The sequence below is a fragment of the Acidobacteriota bacterium genome (assembly GCA_009838525.1).
Taxonomy (GTDB): Bacteria; Acidobacteriota; Vicinamibacteria; order Vicinamibacterales; family UBA8438; genus VXRJ01.
Genome location: VXRJ01000010.1, coordinates 275,612 through 297,677, shown reverse-complemented (window position 1 = coordinate 297,677; position 22,066 = coordinate 275,612). Strand labels below are relative to the sequence as shown.

Genomic DNA, 22,066 nt, shown 5'->3' with positions numbered 1-22,066 from the left:
CTATCCGACACTTCCTTCCAGACTGATACCGAGCAGCTTCTGCGCCTCGACCGCGAACTCCATCGGCAGCTCGCGGAAGACCTCCTTGCAGAAGCCGTTGACGATCATGTTGACGGCGTCCTCCGTCGACAGCCCGCGCTGCCGGCAGTAGAAGATCTGGTCCTCGCCGATCTTCGACGTCGACGCCTCGTGCTCCACCTGTGATGACGTGTTGCGCACCTCCAGGTACGGGAAGGTGTGGGCGCCGCACTTGTCGCCGATGAGCAGCGAATCGCACTGCGAGAAGTTCCGGGCGCCCTTCGCGTTCTTCCCGATGCGGACCAGTCCGCGGTAGGTGTTCTGGCCCTGGCCGGCCGAGATGCCCTTCGAGACGATCGTGCTGCGCGTGTTCTTCCCGAGGTGCAGCATCTTCGTGCCGGTGTCCGCCTGCTGGTGATTGTTCGTGACGGCGACCGAGTAGAACTCGCCCACCGAGTTGTCGCCCTGCAGGATGCAGCTCGGGTACTTCCAGGTGATCGCGGAGCCGGTCTCCACTTGCGTCCAGGTGACCTTCGCGTTCGTGAACGCCTTGCCCCGCTTGGTGACGAAGTTGTATATGCCGCCGACGCCGTCCTTGTCGCCGGGGTACCAGTTCTGGACGGTGGAGTACTTGATGGTCGCGTCATCGAGCGCGACCAGCTCGACCACCGCCGCGTGGAGCTGGTTCTCGTCGCGCATCGGGGCGGTGCATCCTTCCAGATAGCTGACCGTCGCACCCTCGTCGGCGACGAGCAGCGTCCGCTCGAACTGGCCGGTCTGCGCCGCGTTGATGCGGAAGTAGGTGGAGAGCTCCATCGGGCATCGCACGCCCTTCGGGATGTAGGCGAATGACCCGTCGGAGAAGACGGCCGAGTTGAGCGCGGCGTAGAAGTTGTCCGAAGCCGGCACCACCGAACCGAGGTACTTGCGGACCATGTCGGGATGATCCCGCACCGCCTCGGAGAACGAGCAGAAGATGATCCCGAGATCGGCCAGCTTGTCCTTGAACGTGGTGGCGACCGACACGGAGTCGAAGACCGCGTCGACCGCGACGCCGGCCATCATCTTCTGTTCCTCGAGCGGGATCCCCAGCTTGTCGAACGTCGCCTTGATCTCCGGATCGAGGTCGTCGAGGCTCTCGAGCTTCGGCTTCTGCTTCGGCGCCGAGTAGTAAATGATCGACTGGAAGTCGACCGGCGGATAGTGGACGTTGTGCCACTTCGGCTCGGTCATCTCGCTCCAAACGCGGAACGCGTTCAGCCGCCAGTCGAGCAACCACTCCGGCTCGCCCTTCTTCGCCGAGATGACCCGGATGATGTCCTCATTCAGTCCGGGCGGAATCGCGTCGGCGTCGATGTCGGTGACGAACCCGTACTTGTAGTCCTGGGTCGCCAGTTGTTCGATGTTGTCGGTCGATGTTGCCATCATCCATCTCCCGCAAGGGCGCGGCGCCGCGCACCGCCAGCCGCCGCAAACCCGGCACAGCGCGTCATGTCTGACCGAACGCGTTCGACCTGACGCGGTCAAAAAAGCCCGACCGGAAAGGTCGGGTATCAGAATTCTATCGAACCGCGTGGGGAAGGCGCAAGAGGACGGCACAGCCTCCCCGAGTAGCCGCGGCGTGGAGGCCGCGGCGAGACCAGCGGCCCAGGCCGCCGCCGCTGTTCACATCTTGAGCCCCTCGTGCGTTGTACCCAATGAGAGCCGCAATGACGCGGCCTCCGACACAAGGAGATTGCCATGTTGTGGGAGGGTCTGGACGAAGTCATCATCCCGATCGTGTTCTTCGGCTTCGTCGGCTTCGTCGTCTGGATGGCGATCACGCATAACACCCGCCGCGCGAACCTTCGGGCCGAAACGCAGAAACACTTGCTCGAGAAGTTCAGCTCGGGCCAGGAACTGGCGGCATTCCTGGAAACTGGAGCCGGGAGGGAATTCCTCAAGGGCAACATCGAAGAGAAGGAGTCGGGACCCAGGTGGCTGGGAATGGCGCAGGGCGCGACCGTGGTCATCTTCCTCGCCATCGGCTTCCTGGTGACGTCCGGCGGAGGAGGAGAAGAGGGCTACATGACGATGCCAGGCACGATTCTGCTGGCCATCGGCCTCGGCCTGCTCGCCGCTGCAGGTCTCGCGTGGTACGGCGGGCGCAAGCGCGACGACGACGATCGGCCCGGTGACCGACTCCCCTCACATCCCGTAGAGTGAACACGTGAGCTACGCGCCGGTGTGGGATACGCCGCTGGATAGACGCGCCGCTCTGACGAAGGACGTCGGCCGCGCCGAGGGCGCGGAACACGGCCTCGCACTCGACCAGGCGGCGTTCGAGCTGTTCTACAACCGGACCGAACGGCCGCTCAGGGCGTACCTTCATCGACTTACCGGCAGTTCGAGCCTGGCCGACGACCTGGCGCACGAAGCCTACCTGCGGCTGCTCAGGAGCACGCCGCTCACGCCGGAACCGGCCGCGCTCCGTTCCTACCTGTTTCGCGTGGCGACGAACCTCTACCGCGATCACTACCGCCGGGTCGGCCGGCGCGAAACAGAAATGACCGAACCTGACCAGCAACGTGCGGTGGAGCCAGACCCCGCCCTGCGGGCCGACATGAGCCGGGCGCTGGACCAGCTCCGGCCGCGTCACCGCGCGCTGCTGTGGCTGACGTATGTCGAAGGACTCACGCACCGGGAGGTGGCGACCGTGCTCGGTCTGCGCCCCATCAGCGTCGGGCCGTTGCTGTGGCGAGCGCGGCGCAGCCTCGCCAAAGTGCTGCGGGCCCAGGGAATGGAGTTGAAGCCATGATCGGCATCTGCCGGCACGATGCCGCCGTCCACGAGGCGATCCGAACCGGGGAGTGGACGCCCGCGCTGCGTCAGCATGCCTCCGGCTGCGCGCGATGCGCCGAAGCTGTCGCGATCGGCCGCCTTCTCAACGCCATGCCTTCCCCGGAGTCGTCGGCGCGGAAGGCGGATGTCCTGTGGTGGCAAGCGCAACTGACCACCCGTAACGCTCGTGCCGAGCGCGTCCATCGGACGCTCGCGGTGATGGAAACCGTCGCCGTCAGCATCGCCGGCGCGCTCGCACTCGGTGCGGTGATCTGGGCGCTGCAGCCGGTCCTTCCCGACCCGACGATCCTGCGGACCGTGTTTGCCAATATCGCAGTGCCGCCGACAGCGCTTCCCGACCTCGGGGCGATTCCCGACGCCGCCTGGGTCGGGGCCGGGCTGCTCGTATCGCTTGCCGCCGTCTTCGCGAACCGGGTCTGGCGCGACGCGTAGCCCGCACCGGTCTGCTTCTTCCTCCGGCACCATTCATCCGGTGATTCGGCCCCGGCTTGACAGCAAGCCCCTTTTACCATCAATATTGTTGGCAACGGATTTGTTGGCAGAATGGCAGTCCTGAGAAAAGCCGGGTCGAACTGGGTCGATGGGGATCGCTTCTTCGACCGGCAAGCTGAGATCGATCTCCTCAAAGAGCGGGTTCGGAATGGCACCCACACGCTGTTGACCGCGCAACGACGCATGGGCAAGACGAGCCTCGTGCGGGAGTTGCTGCGTCGTTTGGCGGCAGAAGGGGAGTTCGAGACGGTCTTCGTCGATCTCGAAGACGCCGGTTCCGCGGCAGACGCCGTCGTCGAGATTGGAATCCAGTCGCGGGCCGTGCACGGCGCATGGCGCCGCATCAAGCTGGGGTTCGCCAATGCCTTGCGAGAGGTCAGTGATCGGGCCGATACGCTGGCTCTCTCCGAGCTTCGGGTGAAGCTGCGGGCCGGAATCGACGCCGGAAGCTGGCGGCAGAAGGGAGACGCAATCTGCGCCGCTCTGGCGGAGAATGAGCGCCCGGTCGTGCTCGCGATCGACGAGCTGCCCATCCTTGTGAATCGGATGCTCAAGGATGCCGATTCCCGAATCGTGCCCGAGGGAAAGTGCGCCGTCGACGAATTCCTGAGCTGGCTGCGCAGGAACGGCCAGGAGCACCGAGAGCGACTCTGCCTGATCGTCTCCGGCAGCGTGAGTCTGGAGCCCATCCTGAGACAAGCCGGGCTCAGTGCTCATGCGAACATCTTCTCGCCCTTCGAACTGAGACCCTGGAACCAACAGACGGCGCTGGAGTGTCTTGCCGCCCTCGCGGAGGGTTGTGGGATCGACCTGCCCCTCGCCGCTCGGCAGGACATGTGCCGGCGGCTCCGGTCCTTGGTGCCACATCACGTTCAGCGGTTCTTCGACGGGTTGGATGAAGACCGACGCATGGCGGGTCGGCGCTATGTCTCTCTCGAAGACGTCGAGCGCGTGTACAACGGCGAGATGCTCGGGGTCCGCGGACAGGCGGATCTGGATCATTACGAGGGCCGCCTGAAACTGGTGCTCGGGCCGGCGGGGTATCGGAACGCGCTTGACCTATTGACCGAAGCCGCAGTCTGCGATGGCCTTCTGACCCGCGACTCCATTGACAGGTTCGGTGCGTACTTCCGCGCCCGGGAAGTGGCTGATCCGGCCCCGATCGACGACGTGCTTCGGGTACTCGAGCACGATGGATATCTGGAGCCGAGGGGAGACGGGTACGGCTTCGTATCAGGTCTTCTGGAGGACTGGTGGCGCGCCCGGCACGGCCGGTATTTCGTTCCCATCGCACAGCGCGCGGTCCAACACAGAGCTTGAAGCGGATGGCTACAACTGCTCGCAAGTACAACCCGGGTTTCCTCACCGACGAGGAACTCGTGGCGTCGTTCTGCGTCCGAACCACGGAGTTCGAACTGCTCGCCGACGCCTTGCGCGAATGCACAGGATCCGCGAACCAGCACCAGCTGGTGATCGGTCCACGCGGCAGCGGGAAGACCAGCCTGCTCCTGCGAGTCGCGGCCGAGATACGCCGGGACCCCGGGTTAGCGGCCCGTTGCTTCCCCATAGTCTTCGCCGAAGAGAGCTACGAGGTGTCCACTGCCGGCGAATTCTGGCTGGAATGCCTGTCTCACTTGGCCGGTCAGTACGCGCGTCGCGATGACGATCCCGACCTGCAACGCACCGTGAACGAGCTTCGTGCCAACCGCAACGATCAACTCCTAGCTGACCAATGCCTCGGCGCACTCCTGGACTTCGCGGATCGGCATGACAAGCGTCTCCTGCTCCTGGTCGAGAACCTGAACACGTTGTTCCAGGACATGAGTGATCGCGATGCGGGCTGGAAGTTGCGGAAGGTCCTCCAGACCGAACCGAGGATCATCCTGTTCGCAAGCGCCACCAGCCGTTTCGAGGAAATTGACAACCCGGATCGCGCTTTGTACGACCTCTTTCAGGTGCGTACGCTACGGCCGCTGAACACCGAACAGTGCGCCGTGCTCTGGGAAACGGTAGCCGGCCGGCAACCTGCGCGCCCGACCGTCCGAGCACTGGAAATCCTGACCGGAGGCAATCCCCGCTTGGTCGCTATCGTCGCCCGCTTCGGCGCGGGACTGTCGTTCCGTGAACTCATGGCTGATCTCCTCGACGTGGTCGACGATCACACGGAGTACTTCAGGAGCCATCTGGAGTCCCTGCCGGCGCAGGAGCGACGTGTCTATCTGGCCCTTGCCTCCCTCTGGAAACCGGCCACCACACGGGAGATAGCCGAGCGGGCACGCCTCGATACCAGCACCTGCAGCGCCCAACTCGCGCGCCTTGCCGAACGCGGTGTCGTCCAAGTGGCTGGGGGCAGCGTCAGGCGCAAGCAGTACTACCTGACCGAGCGGCTGTACAACATCTACTACTTGCTGCGGCGCCGACGCGGTCCCGATCCGCTTGTCGAAGCGCTCATCCACTTCATGGAGTCGTACTATTCGCCCAACGAACTGAAGAGCATCGCGACTGGAATAGCTCTCGATGTCAAGCGCGTCGATCGGGACGCCCGGGCGCTTCACAAGGCCGTACTCGCACGGCTGGTACAACTGCCTGGACTGGCTGAGTTCCGAAGTGCGTTGCTAGATGTCGCTAGCGAAGAAGCACTCGCCATCCTCAACGAGGCAATCCGTCGCTTTGGCGCAAGCCAGAGACTCGCCGATATGACTCAGGCGGCGAGGGCCCTTGCCACGAAGAGCGTCCTTCTCAGGGAGTTGCGTCGGCCTGACGAGGCGCTCGACGCTTGTGATGAGCTAGCAAGTCGCTTCGGAGGCACCGACGCACCCGCCGTACTAGAGTTCGTTGCACGGGGTCTCGTCAACAAAGGCGACCTTCTCGTCTCACACGGTCGCTTCGACCAAGCGGTGGCCGTCTCTGACTACGTGCTCCATCGCTGTGGCGCCATTAACACACCGGAACTCTCGCAGCGTTTCGCGGAAGCTCTCAACATTAAAGTTGGCTCGCTGATTCTGCTCGAACGGTTCGACGCTGCGGTGGAGGCGTGCGACGAGAGCCTGCGTCGCTTCGGATCGGACCGGAGGCCCTCGTCAAGCGACTCTATCGCGACAGTGCTGGGTTTCAAGGCCTTCGCGTTCAACAAGTTGAAGCGTTGGGACGAGGCCTACGCGGCGCTCGACGAAGCAGTGCAGAGGCTCGAAGAAAGCGATTCCCCGTCGGCACTTGAGACAATTGCGAACATCCTCTCCCTGCAGGCACAGGTCGAACTGAACGGTCGGCGATACGAGTCGGCGATCACAACAACAGATCGGCTGCTGGCCCAGTGCGCCGACTTGTCCGAATATCGCTGGCAGGCACATCTGACCCGTGCCCAGGCACTTCTCAGAACCGGCGGTCGATCAGCTTGCGAACCCGACGTCGAAGCTACCCTAGCGATCCTCCCGAAGCTCGACGGCCTCCCTCCAGAGTGCCTCGACACCCTGATGGCCTTGAGCAGTGAGATCGGGACGAGGCGTATGCTGGAACTCATTCACGCATCGCCGTCGGCCACCCTCTTGCTGCCGCTAGCTACAGCCCTGGAGCAGGACCTTGGGCTGGCGCCCAGGGTGGCACAGGAAGTCGACGAAGTCGCTCAGGACATCCAAGTGGATCTCGCTGGGCGCAAAGGAACGCGAAGCGACGACGTTAGGCGGTGAGAAGGCCCACGCCACGCACCGGCCCGGCGAGCCTGACGGCTCGGCGCCCGACTACTCCTCGGTGGGCTCGTGCTGGGCTTCGTCCTTCATCAGCGCCGCCTTGATGGTGGACGCCCAGATCTCTGTGCCCTTCTCGTTCAGGTGCAGGCCGTCGTCGATGAAGATGTCGTCCATCACCTGGCCGTTGGACTGCAGGAAGGGATTGGCGACGTCGATGTAGGAGACGAGGTCGTGACTGTCCGCGAAGCGCTGGGAGAGCGCGTTGGCTTCCTGCGCCTTGTCCCAGACGTCTACGCGGGCGAGGCTCGGCTTGACGGACATCACGTAGACGCGCGCCTCCGGCACCTCGGCGTGAATGCGGTCGACGATGGACTCGAGCCGCCCGACGATCTCCTCCGGCGCGACACCGTACGCCGTGTCGTTGTCACCCTCGTAGATCACGACGGCGCGCGGCTTGTACTTGAGGACGATGCGATCGAGGAAGTACTCGAGGTCCTGCATCGTGCTGCCGCCGAACCCGCGCGGGATGACGGTGAGCGGGGCGAGATCCTGCTTCAGGCTGGGATGCCAGCGGCGGATGCTGGAGCTGCCGGTGACGACGATAGCGCCCTCGGGCGGCATCATCGCGCGGTCTTCGGCTTCAAACGCCTGGATGGCCTCCTCGAAGCGGGTCGGATCGATGGTCTGGGTCTGGGCGGCGGCCAGCGTCGTAAAGCCGAGCGCGAGCACCAGCAGGACGGCGATGCGGGCATAGCGGGTCTTCATGTCAACCTCCAGAGTCGTTCGGTGCGGGGCCGCGACGGCCCTCACGCAGTGGCCGCCATTATAGAGGGTGCAGGGCCGGTGGGAAGTGTGCGACGTTAGCGCGACGCGGCCGGCTGCCACGCATCGGCCAGACGCCGGCTCTCGCGCACGTCCTCGTCGGTCATCAGGTCCGCCAGCGCCTCACGCTGCCCGGCGTAGAGCGTGCGCGTGAAGTCGCTATCGGCGCCCCGCCAGGCGAGCTCCAGCCACAGGTAGGCGCGCACGTGGTCTTCTTCCACACCCGCTCCGTAGGTGTACAGGTAGCCGAGCCCCGCCTGGGCCGGCGCGTAGCCCTGCTCGGCCGCCGCCCGGTACCAGCGCGCCGCCTCGGCGTCGTTTCCGGGGACTCCGCGGTTGCGGAAATAGAGCAGCCCCAAGTTGTACTGCGCCGGCGCGAAGCCCTGGTCGGCGGCAAGCTGGATCCATCGTGCGGCCTCGGCGTCGTCGCGCTCCACGCCGCGACCGGCGTAGTAACGGCTGCCGACGTCATTCTGGGCGATAGGGTCGCCCTGCTCCGCGCGTTCCAGTAGTCCCGGGGGCAGTTGCCCGGCGCCGGCCGGCTGCATCGCGCCCGCCGCGGCCGTCGCGGCCGCAACCAGCCACGCGGTCACGAGCCCGCGGCGTAACCCCGCGGAGCACCGGGAGCAGCGAGGCGCACGCATGCTCAGGTCCTTCCCGCCGTCTTCAGCGGTAGTCGTCTTCGTCGAGCGAGACCCGAATGATCTCTTCGTCGTTCCGGAGCACGACATGGCGGTTGGCGAACGCCGGGTGCGCCCAAACCACGAGCCGGTCGCTCTGGCCGTGCCGGAACCGCGACGCGGTGCCGGCCCGCGACCCGCCGTAGCCGGAGCGGGACGTCGGGTTCAGCAGGTGGGTCCGGTCCAGTTCGACGTAGCCGTCGGGGTTGAACTGCGCGATGATCAGATCGCCGTTCTCGTTGTAGACGAAGTAGCGGTCCTCGTGCTGGACGAAGTAGGCGGATCCCCAGCGGTTCTGGTTCGTCAGCCCTTCCGCTTCCCACACGCGCTCACCGGACTCGGCCAGCAGCCCGCGCACCTGGCCGTGGCTGCCGATGCCGTAGATGTAGTCGCCGACGACGAGCGGCGTCGTCATGACGGAATGCAGCCCGGTCTCTTCCGCCACCTCGATGCCGCCCTCCACAACGCGGTTCGTCCCGTCCTTCCAGACCGCGGTCGCGGCCGGCCGGTCGAGGTCGAGGCGCATCATCATCGAGCCGGTATAGAACCCCGACACGAACAGGTAAGAACCGCTCTGGACGGCGTCGGCCACGGTCATGTTGGCGCGTCCCTCGAACGGCTCCTCCCAGTAGAGCTCGCCGGTCTCCGGATCGAGTGAGGACAGCCCGCGTGGGTGCCACACGATCAACTGCCGGGCGCCCCCCGCCTCGATGATCTTCGGCTGGTTGTAGCCCATCTCGGTGCGGGTCTCGAGGGCGCGCCAGACCTCGTCTCCGGTGTGTTTGTCGAAGGCCATGACCAAGGCGTCCGGCTCGCCGCCGACGAGGAAGATGACCCGGTCGCCATCGACGAGCGGCGCGCTCGACGTGCCCCAGATCGGGATGCTCGTGTCGTATTCCGCGACCGTGTCCTTCTCCCAGACCACCGCGCCCGTCGCCGCATCCAAGCACAGGATGCGCCCCGTCGAACCCGTCAGGTAGACGCGGTCGCCGTCAACGGTGGGCGTGGCGCGCGGACCGGTCGCATACGTGAACATCAGCATGCGGTAGGTGGTCGTCCACTCGTGGGTCCAGAGCACCTCGCCGGTCTCCTCGTCGAGGGCGAGGATGCGCTCCGTCCCGTCCATCGTGCGGGGCTCGGTTTCGATGTAGTCGAGGACGAACACCCGGCCGTCCGCGACCGCCGGGCCGGCGTACCCGCCGTTCACGGGCGCGCGCCACTTCACCTGCAGCCCCTCGTCGGGAAACTCGCGCAGAATGCCGGTCTCGGTCCAGATGCCGAGCCGCTCGGCGCCGCGCCATTGCGGCCAGTCGTTGGCGAGGACGGTCGGTCCGGCCGCCGCCGCGGCCAGGAGGCCGACGGACACGGTGAGGCAGGTGAACCGCGCCGATCGGGATGTCACGCCGCGGCCGCGCGCTTGGGTTCGAAACATGGGGCCTCCTCCCGTATGCGGAGAAGGTAGCACGGCACGAAGGGCCACTCCGGCTCGATCCTCCGGTTGGTCGAGCTCGAACTCAAACACCGCCTGGGAAACTACAGGATGTTATTAAGTATTTGGCCAATTTATTTTACACGACAACCCGCGTCCAGACTCCATACTGCATGTTTAGTCTATAACTGTTAATAAGTTATCCCCGCAAGCATCACGGTCACGGGCAAGAACACGGAAAATAGCGAGGGCAGATTGGATAAAGGTCGCACTTGGTGCTATAGAATAGGTATGGCAATAGGCGTTCGCGGGGTCAAGATTGCAGACCTTCAAGACCAAGGCATTCGCTCGTTTCGCCGATCGCGAGGGACTGGACGACTCCGCGCTGTGCGAGACCAGATGACCAAGCAATACAAGAGTGAAGCGCTAGCGGCAGCACATGAGGCGGCGCTCGGCCTCGCCGAGGCCGGTTTGATGTCGAAGCGGACCATGCGGGCGTTCGACGAAATGTGCCTCACACCAGTCGAAGAGATGGCCCCGGAGGATATCCGCGCGCTTCGGCTTCGCGAAAACGCGAGTCAGGCAGTGTTCGCGCGCCATCTCAACGTGACGACCGGGCTAGTGAGCCAGTGGGAGCGCGGCCAGAAACGACCGCGCGGCGCATCATTGAAGCTCCTGACGCTAGTAGCGAAGAACGGCCTGAGCGCCGTGGCGTAGACAGCGCGCTCTCACTCGCCCTCGTCCTCCAGCGCGTGCTTCCGGTCGAAGGCCTCCCAATCCTTGTCGGTCCAGTCAGTGAATGGCACGGGGCGTTCACGGTCTTCGTGACGGGGCGGAATCTCAATTTCACCGAGGCGCGGCATGTTCTCGATCAGCCACTGGCCGAGGGACTCGCTCGGCTCGTCCGGCAAGCCGGATCTGTCCTGCTACTCCCGTGACACGCGCTCCTCGCTGGCCGTCAGGAAGAAGGGGTCATCGCGCACCAACAGGACCGACGAGCCGGGTGCCCGTTTCCGCCTCCCGGTAGTCGAAGAACTCCTGCGTGATCGATCCTTGGAACGCGCCACGCGCGGTCATGATGCGTCCCCTCACGGTCGCCCGCGCCGGCATCCAGACGTCGCCGACGGGGATCATCTCCGCCGATGCCTTGAAACCCTCGACCCGCGCGAGCCAGCGCAGCGGTAGAAAGTCCATTCCGGCGTTGGCGAATTCGTACTTCGCGATCTGCTCTGTCTTCACGTCGACCCAGAACGTGACGAGCGAAGTCTTGTTGAACCCCTGATTGAGCCGCGTGCTGGACGACTTGGGATCCGGACCGGTCGGGTAGTACTCGATTCGAACGACCTCGCGGCCGGCGACCGTGTCATGGCCCGCGAAGTAGTAGGCGCCCGGCTCGAACGGGAACTCGGTGCCGTAGAACGCGTCGCTGACGAAGCGCGGCGCGAGATCCTGCGGGTCGCCGTGGGCGCGCCGGCGGCGCTCGCCGCGCCGCCAATCGTTCTCCGCATCGCGACGGTCGCCCGCGTCGAGGTCGATGCCGTTGAACCGCACGGGGCTGCGGATGGCCATACCGTCGAGCACGTACCACTCGTACTCGCGCCGGAGCCCCGGGAACGGAATCTCCAGCGGCGCTTCAAGGTCGACGGCAAGCACGTGGCGCAGGGTGAAGTCCCCGAGCTCCTGCCATGACGTGTACCGGTTCTCCAGCACCCGCTCCATGAGTGCGTCGATGTCATTGGCCTGCGTACGGGCGGTCGGCATCGCGCTGGCCCACGCGACGGCCGCCACCAGAATCAGGCTTCGCAGGATGGCGGCCATTGTCAGAAGCTCAGGTCGACGCCGATCGAAAGACCGACTCCGGAAAGGTCATCGATTCCTGCGTTACCGGTGGTCGCCAGATAGATCGCTTCGATCGGAATCGAAACGCGTTCACCGAGAACGACGTTGAGGCCGCCCATGAGGCCAACTCCGAAGGCGTTTTGCGTCACTCGTTTCGACCACGCCCGCTCGAGAACCAGTTGCTCCTGCACGAAGTAGACGTTCGTCTGGAGATAGGGGACGACGCGCCCGGCCGCCCGGCGCCGACCATTGACGCGGACGCCGGGGCCGATGAATCCGCTGGCCAACTCGACGATGTGAGACGTCGCCGTTGTCCATTGGCCAATCCAGTGCCCGGCGTGCAAGGCGAGATCAATGGAGGGGTTGAGGGAGTACCGATAGCTGACGGCGCCGTAGAACGTGTCCCTGCCGGCGTCGAGGTCGAGGCCGCCGAACTCGAAGCCCTCGGCCGAGTTGTTGAAGACGCCCGGTTGCAGGCTGACGTGGTGTGTCCGCGGCTTCGGCTGCGCCTCCTGAGCCGCGGCGGGCGAGCACATTAGCAGCACAATGGCCACCCCGAGCGAGCGATGAAGGAGTAATCGTGCATCCATGCCGGTAGCAGGATGCAAATTGCGTGCCGTCCTGAGCCTGCGATGCGGAGGGTCGCGCCTGGCCGGATTCCTGGACGTGCCGGGACGGGCGCGCTACGAGCTTGCGCCGGCCGCGCCCGCCAGGGCGTCGCTAGTTCGGCTCGGCGGCCGTCAGTCGCCCGAGCAGATCGGGATCGATCGACCGCTTGACGGTGCGCCGGTCGAGATCCAGGCGGCGCGCGGTCTCCTGATAGCTTCCCGTCGTCGCGTAGACGCGCGTGCAGTAGCGCCGAAGGAGCTCCTTGGCGGTCAGATCGCCTTCACGCCATGCCGCCACCACGCCATCGGCTGCATCCGATGTCTCGGGAGCCGTCCTCGGCCGGTAGCGCTTGTGCACCAGTACGTTGCAGACGCACTGTTCGAGCTCCCGCACGTTGCCCGGCCACGCATAGTCGGGCCCGAGATCCCGCTCGATGCAGGCCAGCACTTCCCCGGCCACGTCCGAAGCCTCGTCGGACCCGACCACGCGCTCACTGACGAACAGCACCATGTTGCGGAGCTCGTCCGGCGAGTCGCGCAACTGATCGCGGAGCGACGGCGTTTCGATGAGATCCGCGCACAGCCGGTAGTAGAGGTCTTCGCGAAAGCGGCCGGCGCGCATCTCGGCGTCGAGGTCTCGGTTCGTCGCGGCGATCAGCTTGCCCTTGAACTCGCGGGGCGTCGTCTCGCCGATCCGCTGAAACTCGCGGTTCTGCAGGACGCGCAGCAGCTTGACCTGAATCGAAGGGTCGAGCTCGCCGATTTCGTCCAGCAACACCGTGCCGAGTGGCGGGCACGATTCGAGCCATCCAATGCGATCCTGCAGCGCCCCGGTAAAAGCGCCCTTCCGGTGCCCGAACAGTTCCGATTCGATGAGGGTCGGCGACAGCGCGGACAGATTGACGGCGTGGAACGCCCCGTCGAGGTTCGCCGCGAACGTCCCGGGCTGAGGGTCGAACGGGATGTACCGAGAGAGCCCGATGGCCCGGGCGACCAGCTCCTTGCCCGTTCCGGACGGTCCCGTTACGAGCGTCGTCACGTCGTGCATGCGCCGGTAGAGCGAGCGGCGGTAGCGCCGCATGTCGTGCGTGAAGATGGATTGCCACACATCCGCGCGCAGCTTCGCGGCGGCCTTCGACGTGCCGATGATGTTCCGGAAGATGAGGTCGAACGCGCGGCGGGCCTGGAAGAAGCAGGCGAACAGGTGCGGCGGCTCCACGCGCCACGGCAACGGGATTCCGTCGAGCGTCAGGAAGTGCTCTACGTCCCGGTGGAATCGCTCGTAGAACGCCAGCCGGCGACGGCTGCGGCTGGGGTCGACGTGGACCTGGTGCAGGTCGTCCTCGTACCGCCAGTAGAGCATCTGGCCGACGACGTAGGCGTACAGCGCCAGCTCCTCCGGAGTCGCCGATCCCGACCGCAGTAGGCGTTCCCTGGCGTCCCGCGCCGCCCGCTCGGAGGCGGACACCAGCGGTTCGAGGGCCGGATTCCCCTCGTAGCCTGCCTCGAGGCTCCAGACCGGCCCATGCGGCACAAAGTCGTCGCCGAGAACCGCGTGTTCGATCTCGATGAACTCGGAGCCGAACGGATTGGTGTAGGCCAGCCGCGCCAGCGACTCCATGGTTCGACGCTCTTGCGGCCTAAAGAGTGACAAGACATGAAATGTACGTCCGTGTACATTTCATGTCAATCACCCGCTGCGGTCGGGCTCAGCCCGAAGGGGGAAACAATGCCGGCCCGCCTCGTGCCGTGAGAAGGGCCGCCCGCGGCGGAACTCACGCTCTTCGCTGGCCCGCTCGAAGGTGGCGCACAGCTCGTAGGCCGTTCCCTCCCCGGCCGCGTAGCCGTACGGCTCGCCGGTCACCGGGTCCGCAATCGCAACCTGCACGTCGGAATTGCGCTGCAACTCGTCGAGCGTCGCCGGTAGCCTCTCGTGCGTCGCCTCGTAGCGGTCGATGGCCCGCGAGATGGCGTCGAGGTCCTGGGCGCGGCGCGCGTCCAGCCGTTCCATCCGCTGGTCGGCCGGCGACCCGAGCGCCACCAGGCCGGCGACCACGGCGACCAGCACCGACGCGGCGCCGAGGGCGGGAAGGAGATCGCGCCGGCGCGGCGTCCGCGTTTCGCGCGGGTCCCGCTCCGTATCCCGCAGATCCCGTAGGTAATAGCTGAACACGCCACCGGCGATCGCGGTCACGGTCAGCGACTTCAGCACGAAGCGGGCGGTCAGCTCACCCCCGAGGAAGCTGTAAACGAGCCCGGTGACAGCGCCCACCAGAACGCACGACGCGACGAACAGCGTCAGGTACGTCAGTTGCTGGCGGATGCGCGATCGCCGGGAGCTGGGCTGCTCTTCAACGCCGCGCCGAATGACCCGGGTGACGAAGACGAACACCGGACTCGCCACGACCAGGGCCGACACGGAGAACCGGAGGATCTCGCGGATCACGAACGGCGGCAATCCGGCCGGGTCGGGCAGATAGGTATCGATCAACCCGAAGACCGCCGCTCCCAGGCTGTAGGCGCTGACGAACAGCGCCATGAACATCACGACGTAGAGGAAGGCCTCGCGCGGCCGGGTCGACACGGCTGGCCGCGGGACCGGGATCGGGGACTCGACGTCCGCGAATCCAGCCAAGGCCCGCCGAACCTGATCCGCCGGCCAGCCCGCGCGGGTCAGAATGTCCGCAATCTGTTCCCGCGAGAGTTTCCGTTCGAGACCTTCCTTGACGAAACCGACCAGTTCCGGGCTGAGCGCCATTCTCGTTCCTCCCTACCGTGCAGCAGTGCGTGATTCCGATGAAAGCAAGCACCGTGCCAGTCGCTCGGCATTCTCACAAGTGCCTGGATCGCCGGTTGTTACGCAAGGAACGGAGGTTGGTCCCGACACCGCACTCGCAGGTAGGATAGACACCAAATGTCATACCCCTGTGCACGTGATGTCCACTGAACGTCCTAAGCAGACGCCGGTCGGCGCAGCGTGGTGATCCCGCCGATGGCGCACACCGCCACGACCCCCACGAGGTTGTGCCACATGAACGACACGTCGGGGAAGAACGTGGCGACCGCGGCGACGGATGCCATGCCGCCGATGAGCCCCCAGAAGGCGCCGGCGGCGGTGACGCGCGGCATGCCGACCGCGAGGACGAAGACGCCGAGGAGCGAGCCGTAGAAGAAAGAGCCGAAGCGGTTGACGACCTCGATCAGCGAGCCGAGATTGGCGGCGTAGAGGGCGGTGACCGACGCGAAGAGGCCCCAGAAGCCGGTGGCGATCTTCGAGAACCGCAGGTAGTGGGCGTCCGACGCTTCGCGCTTGATGTGGCGGCGGTAGAAGTCGATGGTGGTGGCGGCGGAGAGCGCGTTGAACTCCGCCGCGATGCTCGACATCGCCGCCGCGAAGATCGCGGCGATGAGCAGCCCGACGAGGCCGATGGGGAGCTGCGTCGTGATGAACGTCGGGAAAACGTAGTTGACGTCGCTGTAGGCGGCATCGCCGGTGACGTCGCGCACGAGGTCGCGCGCCTGGGCGCGGACGTCGACCACCCGCCGATCGCTCGCTTCGAAGGCCGCCGTCGCCGACCGGAACGCCGCCTCGTCACCCGCCCGCCGCGCCGCGACGACCGCCTCCGCGTCGGAGCGTCGCGCCGCATGGGCCGCGCGGAATTGCTCGTCGAGCGCCCGGTACTCGCCCGCCCGCCCACTCGCTTCCACCGCGGGCTGGTGCGAGTCGTTGAACAGCATCGGCGGTTCGGTGAAGAGGTAGAAGCAGAAGACCAGAACGCCCATCATCAGGATGAGCACCTGGAGCGGGATCTTCGCGTAGGCGCTCATCAGCAGCGAGTGGCGTCCGGCGTCGATCGACTTCGCGGTGAGATAGCGCTGCACCTGGCTCTGGTCGCAGCCGAAGTAGCCCAGCATCAGGAACAGACCGCCGAGCAGGCCCGACCAGAACGTGTAGGTCTCGTTCAGGTCGAAGGTGAAGTCGATCGCCTGCAGCCGGCCCGTCGCCCCCGCCACCTGCAGCGCCGGCTCCAGCGAGACATCGTCCGGCAATCCGGCGATCAGCGCCGCTACCGCCGCGCTGACCCCCACCATGATCACCACCATCTGCTTGACGTCGGCCCAGGTCACCGCCTGCACGCCGCCGAACATCGTGTAGAGCGTCGTCGGCACGCCGATGGCGAGAATGGTGAGGGGCAGGCTCCACCCCAAGACGATGGAGAGAATGACGGCCGGCGCCGCGATGATCACGCCGGCGCTGAGGCCGCGCGACATCAGGAAGAGAAAGCTGGCCAGCGCGCGCGTGCGGGCGTCGAAGCGCCGCTCGAGGTACTCGTAGGCGGTAAAGACCCGGGCCCGGTGGAAGAACGGGACCAGGGTGACGGACAGGATGATCATCGCCAGCGGCAGCCCGAAGTAGAACTGCACGAAGCGGATCCCGTCGTCGTATCCCTGGCCGGTGGTCCCGACCAGCGTGATGGCGCTCATCTGCGTCGCCATCACCGACAGTCCGACCGCCCACCACGGCAGCGAGCGCGACGCGAGGAAGTAGCCCTCGACGGCGCCGGTGCCCTTCGCCCGCTTCACGCCGTCGTACAACACCCAGGCGAGATAGGCGACGATGATGGTCCAGTCGACGGGATGCACGGCCCCGGAGTCTCGCCCACACCCCATCCGGCGTCAAGCGACTGCCGGCGGCCCGGCCCGCCGGGCGGGCCCGCAGAGGCGTTCCAGTAGACTGATCGCATGGCGGAAGTCGAAGAGGCGCAGGCGAACACCCGGAAACCGCTCCCCATCGGGCGGATCCTGTTCGGGCTTGTGGCGGTCGTGGCGCTGGTCGCGCTCGGACGGACGTTCGGCGTGTTCCTGGATCGGTTCGTGGAATGGGTGGACGGGCTCGGCCCACTGGGGCCTATCGTGTTCATTCTGGGCTACATCGGGTCGACGGTGGCCTTCATTCCGGGCTCCGTGCTGACGCTCGCGGCGGGCGCGATCTTCGGCCTGGGAGAAGGCGTCCTCTACGTGATGACCGGGGCGACGCTCGGCTCGTCCGTCGCGTTCCTGCTCGCGCGCTACGTCGCCCGCGAGGCCGTGGAGCAACGCATCGCCGGAAACGCGAAGTTCGCGGCGGTGGACCGCGCGGTGGGGCGCGAAGGGTGGAAGATCGTCGTGCTGTTGCGGCTCTCGCCCGTCTTCCCGTACAACCTGCTGAACTACGGGCTGGGGCTGACGAAGGTCCGGTTCCGCGACTACGTGCTGGCGTCCATCGGCATGCTGCCCGGCTCGTTCCTCTATACCTATTCGGGCTTCCTCGTCGGTGACGTGATTCGCCTGGCCGGAGACGCCGGCCCGGAACGCGGGCCGCTGTACTACGCGGTCGTCGTCGTCGGGTTGCTCGCCACCATCGCGGTGACCGCCGTCGTGACCAAGACGGCGCGGCAGGCGATCACGGAGGCGACAGGCACGGCTTAGAACCGAGTCGAGCAGGAACTGCTCAGGTGCTCTCCCAGGGGTCGATCACGTTGATCCCCATGTCTTCGAAATCCCGAACGTTGCGTGTCGCCACGGCCATGCCCCGGGCGCTCGCGATCGCCGTGATCTGAGCGTCCGCCTGCGAGACCGGCCGGCCCATCAAGCGCCGGGCGGCGGCGATCTCGGCATACGCGCGTGCGGCGGCGCTGTCAAAGGGCAGGACGCGGTTTGCAAAGCCTGCTCGCAACATCCGCTCAAGTCCCGCTGCCAGGCCGTCCCGGCGTTTGCCCGCGGCCATGACTGCAAGACCGAAGCGCAGCTCGGCCTCGGTCACCGCCGTCAGAAACAGGCTCGATGTCGGACGCTCCGCAACCCACGACGCAACCACGGGATCGCCGGCGGGATGCATCAACTCGGACACCACATTCGTGTCGAGCACCACCATTGCCGCCATCTCAATCGAGTTTCGGGGGCTCGCGCATCGGTTCACGCGGCGGCAGTTCGAGTTCTACGCCGCCGAAGGGCGCGAAACACTCGCGAATGAACCTCGCCAGATTCTCCGGTTCGGGTTCCCGGTCGGTCGCCTCCCGCAGGATAAGCCGCACTTCCTCCTCCATGGAACGACCGTTCCCCGCCGCGCGGGTCCGAAGCCGGGTCTTCACATCGTCGTCGAGATTGCGGATCGTGATGCTCGCCATGCTCGCAGTACCTGTTCAGGTCGAAATCCAGACTACTCGATGATTGCAATGCAATCAAGTCACGACGCCGGCCGCAGCTCGATGTCGCGAATACGCGTCAGCGGCAAGGCAGTGATGCGGCCGGTCAGTGGGTACTTCCGGTCGCCGGGGTAGACCACCCACAGGTGCTCCAGCCCGAGGTCGTCGATGACGACGTGCATCGAACGGGTGGTGCGCGGGGCGTCGGCGCACTTGAACTCGAAGCCCCAGCGCCGCCCCCGCCGCAACAGGAGAAGATCCAGTTCAGCGCCCCGCTGGGTCCCGTAGAAGTACGCTTCGCGCTCCCCGTGCGCCAGCAGCGTCTGCTCCAGGGCGAACCCTTCCCAGCTTGCCCCGTAACGCGGGTGCAGCGGCAGGTCTCGCCGCTCTTCCAGCCGGAGCAGGAAGTGCAGGATGCCGCTGTCGCGCACGTAGACCTTGGGTGACCTGACGAGGCGCTTGCGCAGGTTCTCGAACCAGGGCGGCAGCACGCGGAGCATGAAGGCGCCCGCCAACAGGTCACGGTAGCGGTTCACCGTCGTCGCGCTCACGCCCATCGAGCGCGCCAGCTCGGCGGCGTTCCACGTCTGTCCGTGCACGTGCGCCAGCATGCGCCAGAAGCGGCCCAACGCGTCGGGGGAGACAGCCGACCCCAACCCGCGGGCGACGTCCCGCTCCAGAAAAGTGCGCGTGAACGACTGCATCCAGCGCGTCCAGGCCGCGGCCGACGGCGCCAGCCAGGCGCGCGGAAACCCGCCGCGCATCCAGAGGCGGTCCTGCTCCGCCCCGACCTCGGCCAGCGAGAACCCGCCCACGTCGACGAACAGCATGCGTCCGGCCAACGTCTCGGACACGCCCTGGACGAGGTCCAGAGAGGCGCTGCCCAACAGGAGGAAGACTGCGCGCCGATCCGAATCGTCGCAGATCGGCCGCAACACCTCGAACAGTTCCGGTCTCCGCTGCACCTCGTCGATGACAACCAGGCCTTCACTATGGCGGAGCAGCCGCTCCGGGGTGGCGGACAGGGCTTCGCGCGCCGCGGCCACCTCGAGGTCGAAGACGGTGGTCGGTCCGGGCCACGATGCCGCCACCTGCCCGGCTAACGTCGTCTTGCCGACCTGCCGCGCGCCCAGCAGGGTGACCACCGGCGCTTCGGCGAGTCCCGTGGTGGTTTCGGCGAGCAGGCCCGGACGCGCTATGTATTGTTGCAAATCACACTTCTGCGAAGTGATTGACAACAATTATACCCAGGTCCCAAGCTCGCCGCCAGCACGCGCCGGTCTGGTCGGCGCCGTACGGCATCACCGGTGCCGGGCCGCGTCCTATTCCAGATAGCGCGTCACCGCCGCCTCGTCCCATTCCAGGCCGAGCCCCGGGCCGCGGGCGGTGACGCAGCCGTCGACCACCCGGGGCGGCTCGGCGAGCACGGCCCCGGCCAGGTCGAGGAACTCCAGGTAGTGCGCCAGCGGCGTGATGGGCAGGACGTGGGCGCTCGCCTCGATGAACAGGTGGCTCGAGATCGGCACGGCGGCCTGCTCGGCCTGCCCCATGGCGCGCAGCCATCCGGTGACGCCCCCGATCTTCATCAGGTCCGGCATGCAGAAGTCGCAGGCGCCGGCGGCGAGGGCGTGCGCCATGTCGTGACCGAACCACCAGTTCTCGCCGGTCTGGACGGGCACTGGTGAGGCCGCGCGGACCCGCGCGTGGCCGGCGAGGTCTTCGGCCGGCACCGGCTCCTCCACCCACTCGAGATCGAAGCGGGCGAGGGCGCGGATGCGCCGCAGCGCTTCCGGCGCCGTCAGCGACTGGTTGTAGTCGACCATCAGCCGGACGTCCGCGCCGATCAGGTCGCGCACGGCAGCGACGGTGGCGACGTCCAGGTCGAGACCGCCGACTCCCAGCTTGATCTTGATCGCCCGGAACCCCTGGTCGACGCTCCGCCGCAGCGCCGCCCCATCCGCAACCGGATCGACGACGCCGTAGCTGTCGTAGGCGGGGACCGGCGCCGCCCGACCGCCAAGCAGCTCGACGACCGGCCGCTCCTGCGCCCGCCCCTGCAGATCCCAGAGCGCCATGTCCAGGCCGGACAGCGCCATGCCGACGATGCCCTGGCGGCCCATCAGGCGGAAGCGCGCCGCCATATCGTCGTAGACCGCCGATGGCGCGGCGGGCCGTCCCCGCACCACCTCGTCCAGGTCCTCGAGGAACGCCTGGAGGGCCCGCAGCGACAGCGTGGTGTAGCCGAAGACGTAGGCCCGGCCTACCGGACCCTCTTCCGACGCGACGTCGATCAGGACGAGAGGCGACACGGGCACGTCCCCCGACGCGGTCCGGAGGGGACGGGCGAGCGGCGCGGCCACGGCGCGCGCCGTCAGGCCGCGAATCGTGAGCAGCGACTCCCGCGTAGCCGTGGCGGTGTCCATCGTCCGGGCGGCGCAGGGCGGAATCAGGGAAGCGAGTCGCGCGGCGGCAGCGTCAGCATGCTGCCGGGCGGCCGCTGTATGTCGAACGCCTTGAGCGTGTAGTTCACGGTGGTGTAGTGGCCGATGAGGCCGGCCAGGTCCATGATGCCCGTGTTGCCGAGCAGGCGCTGCGCGGCCTCGAACGTCTCGTCGCTCAGCTTCGGCTCGAGGATCATCTCCCGGACGGCGCGGATGATTGTCCGTTCCGTCTCGCCCAGCCCCGGCAGGTCGCCCGCATCGGCAAGCGGACGGTCGTACCGGATCAGGTCGATGATCTCATCCTCCAGACCGGCGCTCCGGCCGAGCCCCTCGTGGGCCGACCACTCGTACTGGCTGTCGAGGAGCCGGGCGGCGGTCAGGATCGCCAGTTCCGCCAGCCGCTGATCGCGGTTGCCGTCCGCGCCGAAGCGGAGGTAGCTGCTGGCCGGGAAGAGATGCTCGGCCATCAGCGGGCTGTACATCCACATGCCGATCGGCCCGCGCAGGCCGTCGGAATAACGGCTATCGGGATGGACGATGACGTCGTAGGCCCGCTGCCCGTCCGCGTCGAGCGACTCGCGCGTGATCCGCGGGAGCCGCGCCAGCGAATCCTCGTGAATCCCCGGCGGGATCTCGGCCTCCGTCATCTCGCGCGGCGTGAACGGCTCGGCGGAAGCCGCGCCGGCCGACGCGGCCTCTCCATCCTGCGCCGCCGCCGCTTCGGTGTCGACCGCGTCCGGACCGCCGCACGCCGCCAGGGCAATGACCGCCACCGCCAGGACCGTTTGTTGCAGCTTCACGGGTGACCTCCTTCCCGAGTGACACGCCGACCGTCGCCGCGGCGGCGAGGCCGACGGAGAATACTGTCACGAAGCCGGACGCCCCTAATCTCTATCAAGTACCCCGACCACTGCAAACTGATATCTTCGAGTGTTCACTCCAGAAGAGCTATCCGGAGCAGAAGATGGCGCAACTGGCGGCGCCAGTCCGAGGATTTCGCTTGAGTCGCCGCACGAAACGGCGTT

The 22,066-nt window shown here is 66.5% G+C and carries 22 protein-coding genes; 7 read left to right on the top strand and 15 right to left on the bottom strand.

What is annotated here, in order from left to right; translation table 11 throughout:
* Positions 1-1,443: a Fe-S cluster assembly protein SufB gene (sufB, locus tag F4Y45_02765; GenBank protein MXY23431.1), complete on the bottom strand. Its 1,443-nt coding sequence runs from the start codon at positions 1,441-1,443 to the stop codon at positions 1-3.
* A gap of 315 nt (positions 1,444-1,758) precedes the next feature.
* Here sufB and F4Y45_02760 point away from each other — a divergent pair, with 315 nt between their 5' ends.
* The 5 genes from F4Y45_02760 to F4Y45_02740 all read left to right on the top strand — a co-directional run bounded on the left by F4Y45_02760 (position 1,759) and on the right by F4Y45_02740 (position 7,037).
* A complete protein-coding gene (locus F4Y45_02760) occupies positions 1,759-2,223 on the top strand; it encodes a hypothetical protein (protein ID MXY23430.1) in 465 nt (154 codons plus the stop codon).
* Between the two features lie 4 nt (positions 2,224-2,227).
* Entirely contained in the window at positions 2,228-2,815 is a 588-nt protein-coding gene (locus tag F4Y45_02755; protein ID MXY23429.1) for an RNA polymerase sigma factor, read from the top strand.
* On the top strand, positions 2,812-3,291 hold the full coding sequence (locus F4Y45_02750) for a hypothetical protein (protein ID MXY23428.1): 480 nt from the start codon (positions 2,812-2,814) through the stop codon (positions 3,289-3,291). The genes F4Y45_02755 and F4Y45_02750 overlap by 4 nt, the downstream gene beginning before the upstream one ends.
* 111 nt (positions 3,292-3,402) lie before the next feature.
* Complete coding sequence (locus F4Y45_02745; protein MXY23427.1) at positions 3,403-4,671, top strand: ATP-binding protein; 1,269 nt, start codon at positions 3,403-3,405, stop codon at positions 4,669-4,671.
* A 5-nt stretch (positions 4,672-4,676) separates the two neighbouring features.
* Positions 4,677-7,037: an AAA family ATPase gene (locus tag F4Y45_02740; protein MXY23426.1), complete on the top strand. Its 2,361-nt coding sequence runs from the start codon at positions 4,677-4,679 to the stop codon at positions 7,035-7,037.
* A 51-nt stretch (positions 7,038-7,088) separates the two neighbouring features.
* Here F4Y45_02740 and F4Y45_02735 read toward each other — a convergent pair whose 3' ends face one another.
* The 3 genes from F4Y45_02735 to F4Y45_02725 all read right to left on the bottom strand — a co-directional run bounded on the left by F4Y45_02735 (position 7,089) and on the right by F4Y45_02725 (position 9,971).
* Positions 7,089-7,802: a G-D-S-L family lipolytic protein gene (locus F4Y45_02735; protein MXY23425.1), complete on the bottom strand. Its 714-nt coding sequence runs from the start codon at positions 7,800-7,802 to the stop codon at positions 7,089-7,091.
* A gap of 95 nt (positions 7,803-7,897) precedes the next feature.
* Positions 7,898-8,590 (bottom strand): sel1 repeat family protein, encoded by a 693-nt coding sequence (locus F4Y45_02730; protein MXY23424.1) that lies wholly within the window; start codon positions 8,588-8,590, stop codon positions 7,898-7,900.
* Entirely contained in the window at positions 8,526-9,971 is a 1,446-nt protein-coding gene (locus F4Y45_02725; protein MXY23423.1) for a PQQ-binding-like beta-propeller repeat protein, read from the bottom strand. The genes F4Y45_02730 and F4Y45_02725 overlap by 65 nt, the downstream gene beginning before the upstream one ends.
* Positions 9,972-10,367: 396 nt before the next feature.
* Here F4Y45_02725 and F4Y45_02720 point away from each other — a divergent pair, with 396 nt between their 5' ends.
* Positions 10,368-10,685 (top strand): helix-turn-helix domain-containing protein, encoded by a 318-nt coding sequence (locus F4Y45_02720; protein MXY23422.1) that lies wholly within the window; start codon positions 10,368-10,370, stop codon positions 10,683-10,685.
* Positions 10,686-10,696: 11 nt separating this feature from the next.
* Here the strand turns inward: F4Y45_02720 and F4Y45_02715 are convergent, their stop codons facing one another.
* The 6 genes from F4Y45_02715 to F4Y45_02690 form a co-directional block, all read right to left on the bottom strand.
* Positions 10,697-10,879 carry a hypothetical protein gene (locus F4Y45_02715; protein ID MXY23421.1) on the bottom strand — a complete coding sequence of 61 codons (183 nt, stop codon included), beginning with the start codon at positions 10,877-10,879 and terminating at the stop codon, positions 10,697-10,699.
* A 61-nt stretch (positions 10,880-10,940) separates the two neighbouring features.
* Positions 10,941-11,786 carry a hypothetical protein gene (locus F4Y45_02710; protein ID MXY23420.1) on the bottom strand — a complete coding sequence of 282 codons (846 nt, stop codon included), beginning with the start codon at positions 11,784-11,786 and terminating at the stop codon, positions 10,941-10,943.
* A gap of 2 nt (positions 11,787-11,788) precedes the next feature.
* Entirely contained in the window at positions 11,789-12,397 is a 609-nt protein-coding gene (locus tag F4Y45_02705) for an outer membrane beta-barrel protein (protein ID MXY23419.1), read from the bottom strand.
* A 130-nt stretch (positions 12,398-12,527) separates the two neighbouring features.
* Complete coding sequence (locus F4Y45_02700; GenBank protein ID MXY23418.1) at positions 12,528-14,036, bottom strand: sigma-54-dependent Fis family transcriptional regulator; 1,509 nt, start codon at positions 14,034-14,036, stop codon at positions 12,528-12,530.
* Between the two features lie 69 nt (positions 14,037-14,105).
* Complete coding sequence (locus tag F4Y45_02695; GenBank protein MXY23417.1) at positions 14,106-15,173, bottom strand: MFS transporter; 1,068 nt, start codon at positions 15,171-15,173, stop codon at positions 14,106-14,108.
* 194 nt (positions 15,174-15,367) lie between these two features.
* The gene (locus F4Y45_02690; protein ID MXY23416.1) at positions 15,368-17,059 is read right to left on the bottom strand and encodes a sodium:solute symporter; all 1,692 of its coding nucleotides are present in this window, start codon (positions 17,057-17,059) and stop codon (positions 15,368-15,370) included.
* Positions 17,060-17,158: 99 nt separating this feature from the next.
* On the opposite strand from F4Y45_02690, the gene F4Y45_02685 reads away from it, so the two are divergent.
* Entirely contained in the window at positions 17,159-17,884 is a 726-nt protein-coding gene (locus F4Y45_02685) for a TVP38/TMEM64 family protein (GenBank protein MXY23415.1), read from the top strand.
* A gap of 22 nt (positions 17,885-17,906) precedes the next feature.
* Here F4Y45_02685 and F4Y45_02680 read toward each other — a convergent pair whose 3' ends face one another.
* The 5 genes from F4Y45_02680 to F4Y45_02660 form a co-directional block, all read right to left on the bottom strand.
* Positions 17,907-18,329 carry a type II toxin-antitoxin system VapC family toxin gene (locus tag F4Y45_02680; GenBank protein ID MXY23414.1) on the bottom strand — a complete coding sequence of 141 codons (423 nt, stop codon included), beginning with the start codon at positions 18,327-18,329 and terminating at the stop codon, positions 17,907-17,909.
* Between the two features lie 10 nt (positions 18,330-18,339).
* On the bottom strand, positions 18,340-18,582 hold the full coding sequence (locus F4Y45_02675; protein MXY23413.1) for a plasmid stabilization protein: 243 nt from the start codon (positions 18,580-18,582) through the stop codon (positions 18,340-18,342).
* Positions 18,583-18,641: 59 nt separating this feature from the next.
* Positions 18,642-19,799 (bottom strand): ATP-binding protein, encoded by a 1,158-nt coding sequence (locus F4Y45_02670; GenBank protein ID MXY23412.1) that lies wholly within the window; start codon positions 19,797-19,799, stop codon positions 18,642-18,644.
* Positions 19,800-19,922: 123 nt separating this feature from the next.
* Entirely contained in the window at positions 19,923-21,023 is a 1,101-nt protein-coding gene (locus F4Y45_02665) for a mandelate racemase (protein ID MXY23411.1), read from the bottom strand.
* Positions 21,024-21,046: 23 nt separating this feature from the next.
* The gene (locus F4Y45_02660; GenBank protein MXY23410.1) at positions 21,047-21,841 is read right to left on the bottom strand and encodes a hypothetical protein; all 795 of its coding nucleotides are present in this window, start codon (positions 21,839-21,841) and stop codon (positions 21,047-21,049) included.
* Positions 21,842-22,066: the final 225 nt, after the last annotated feature.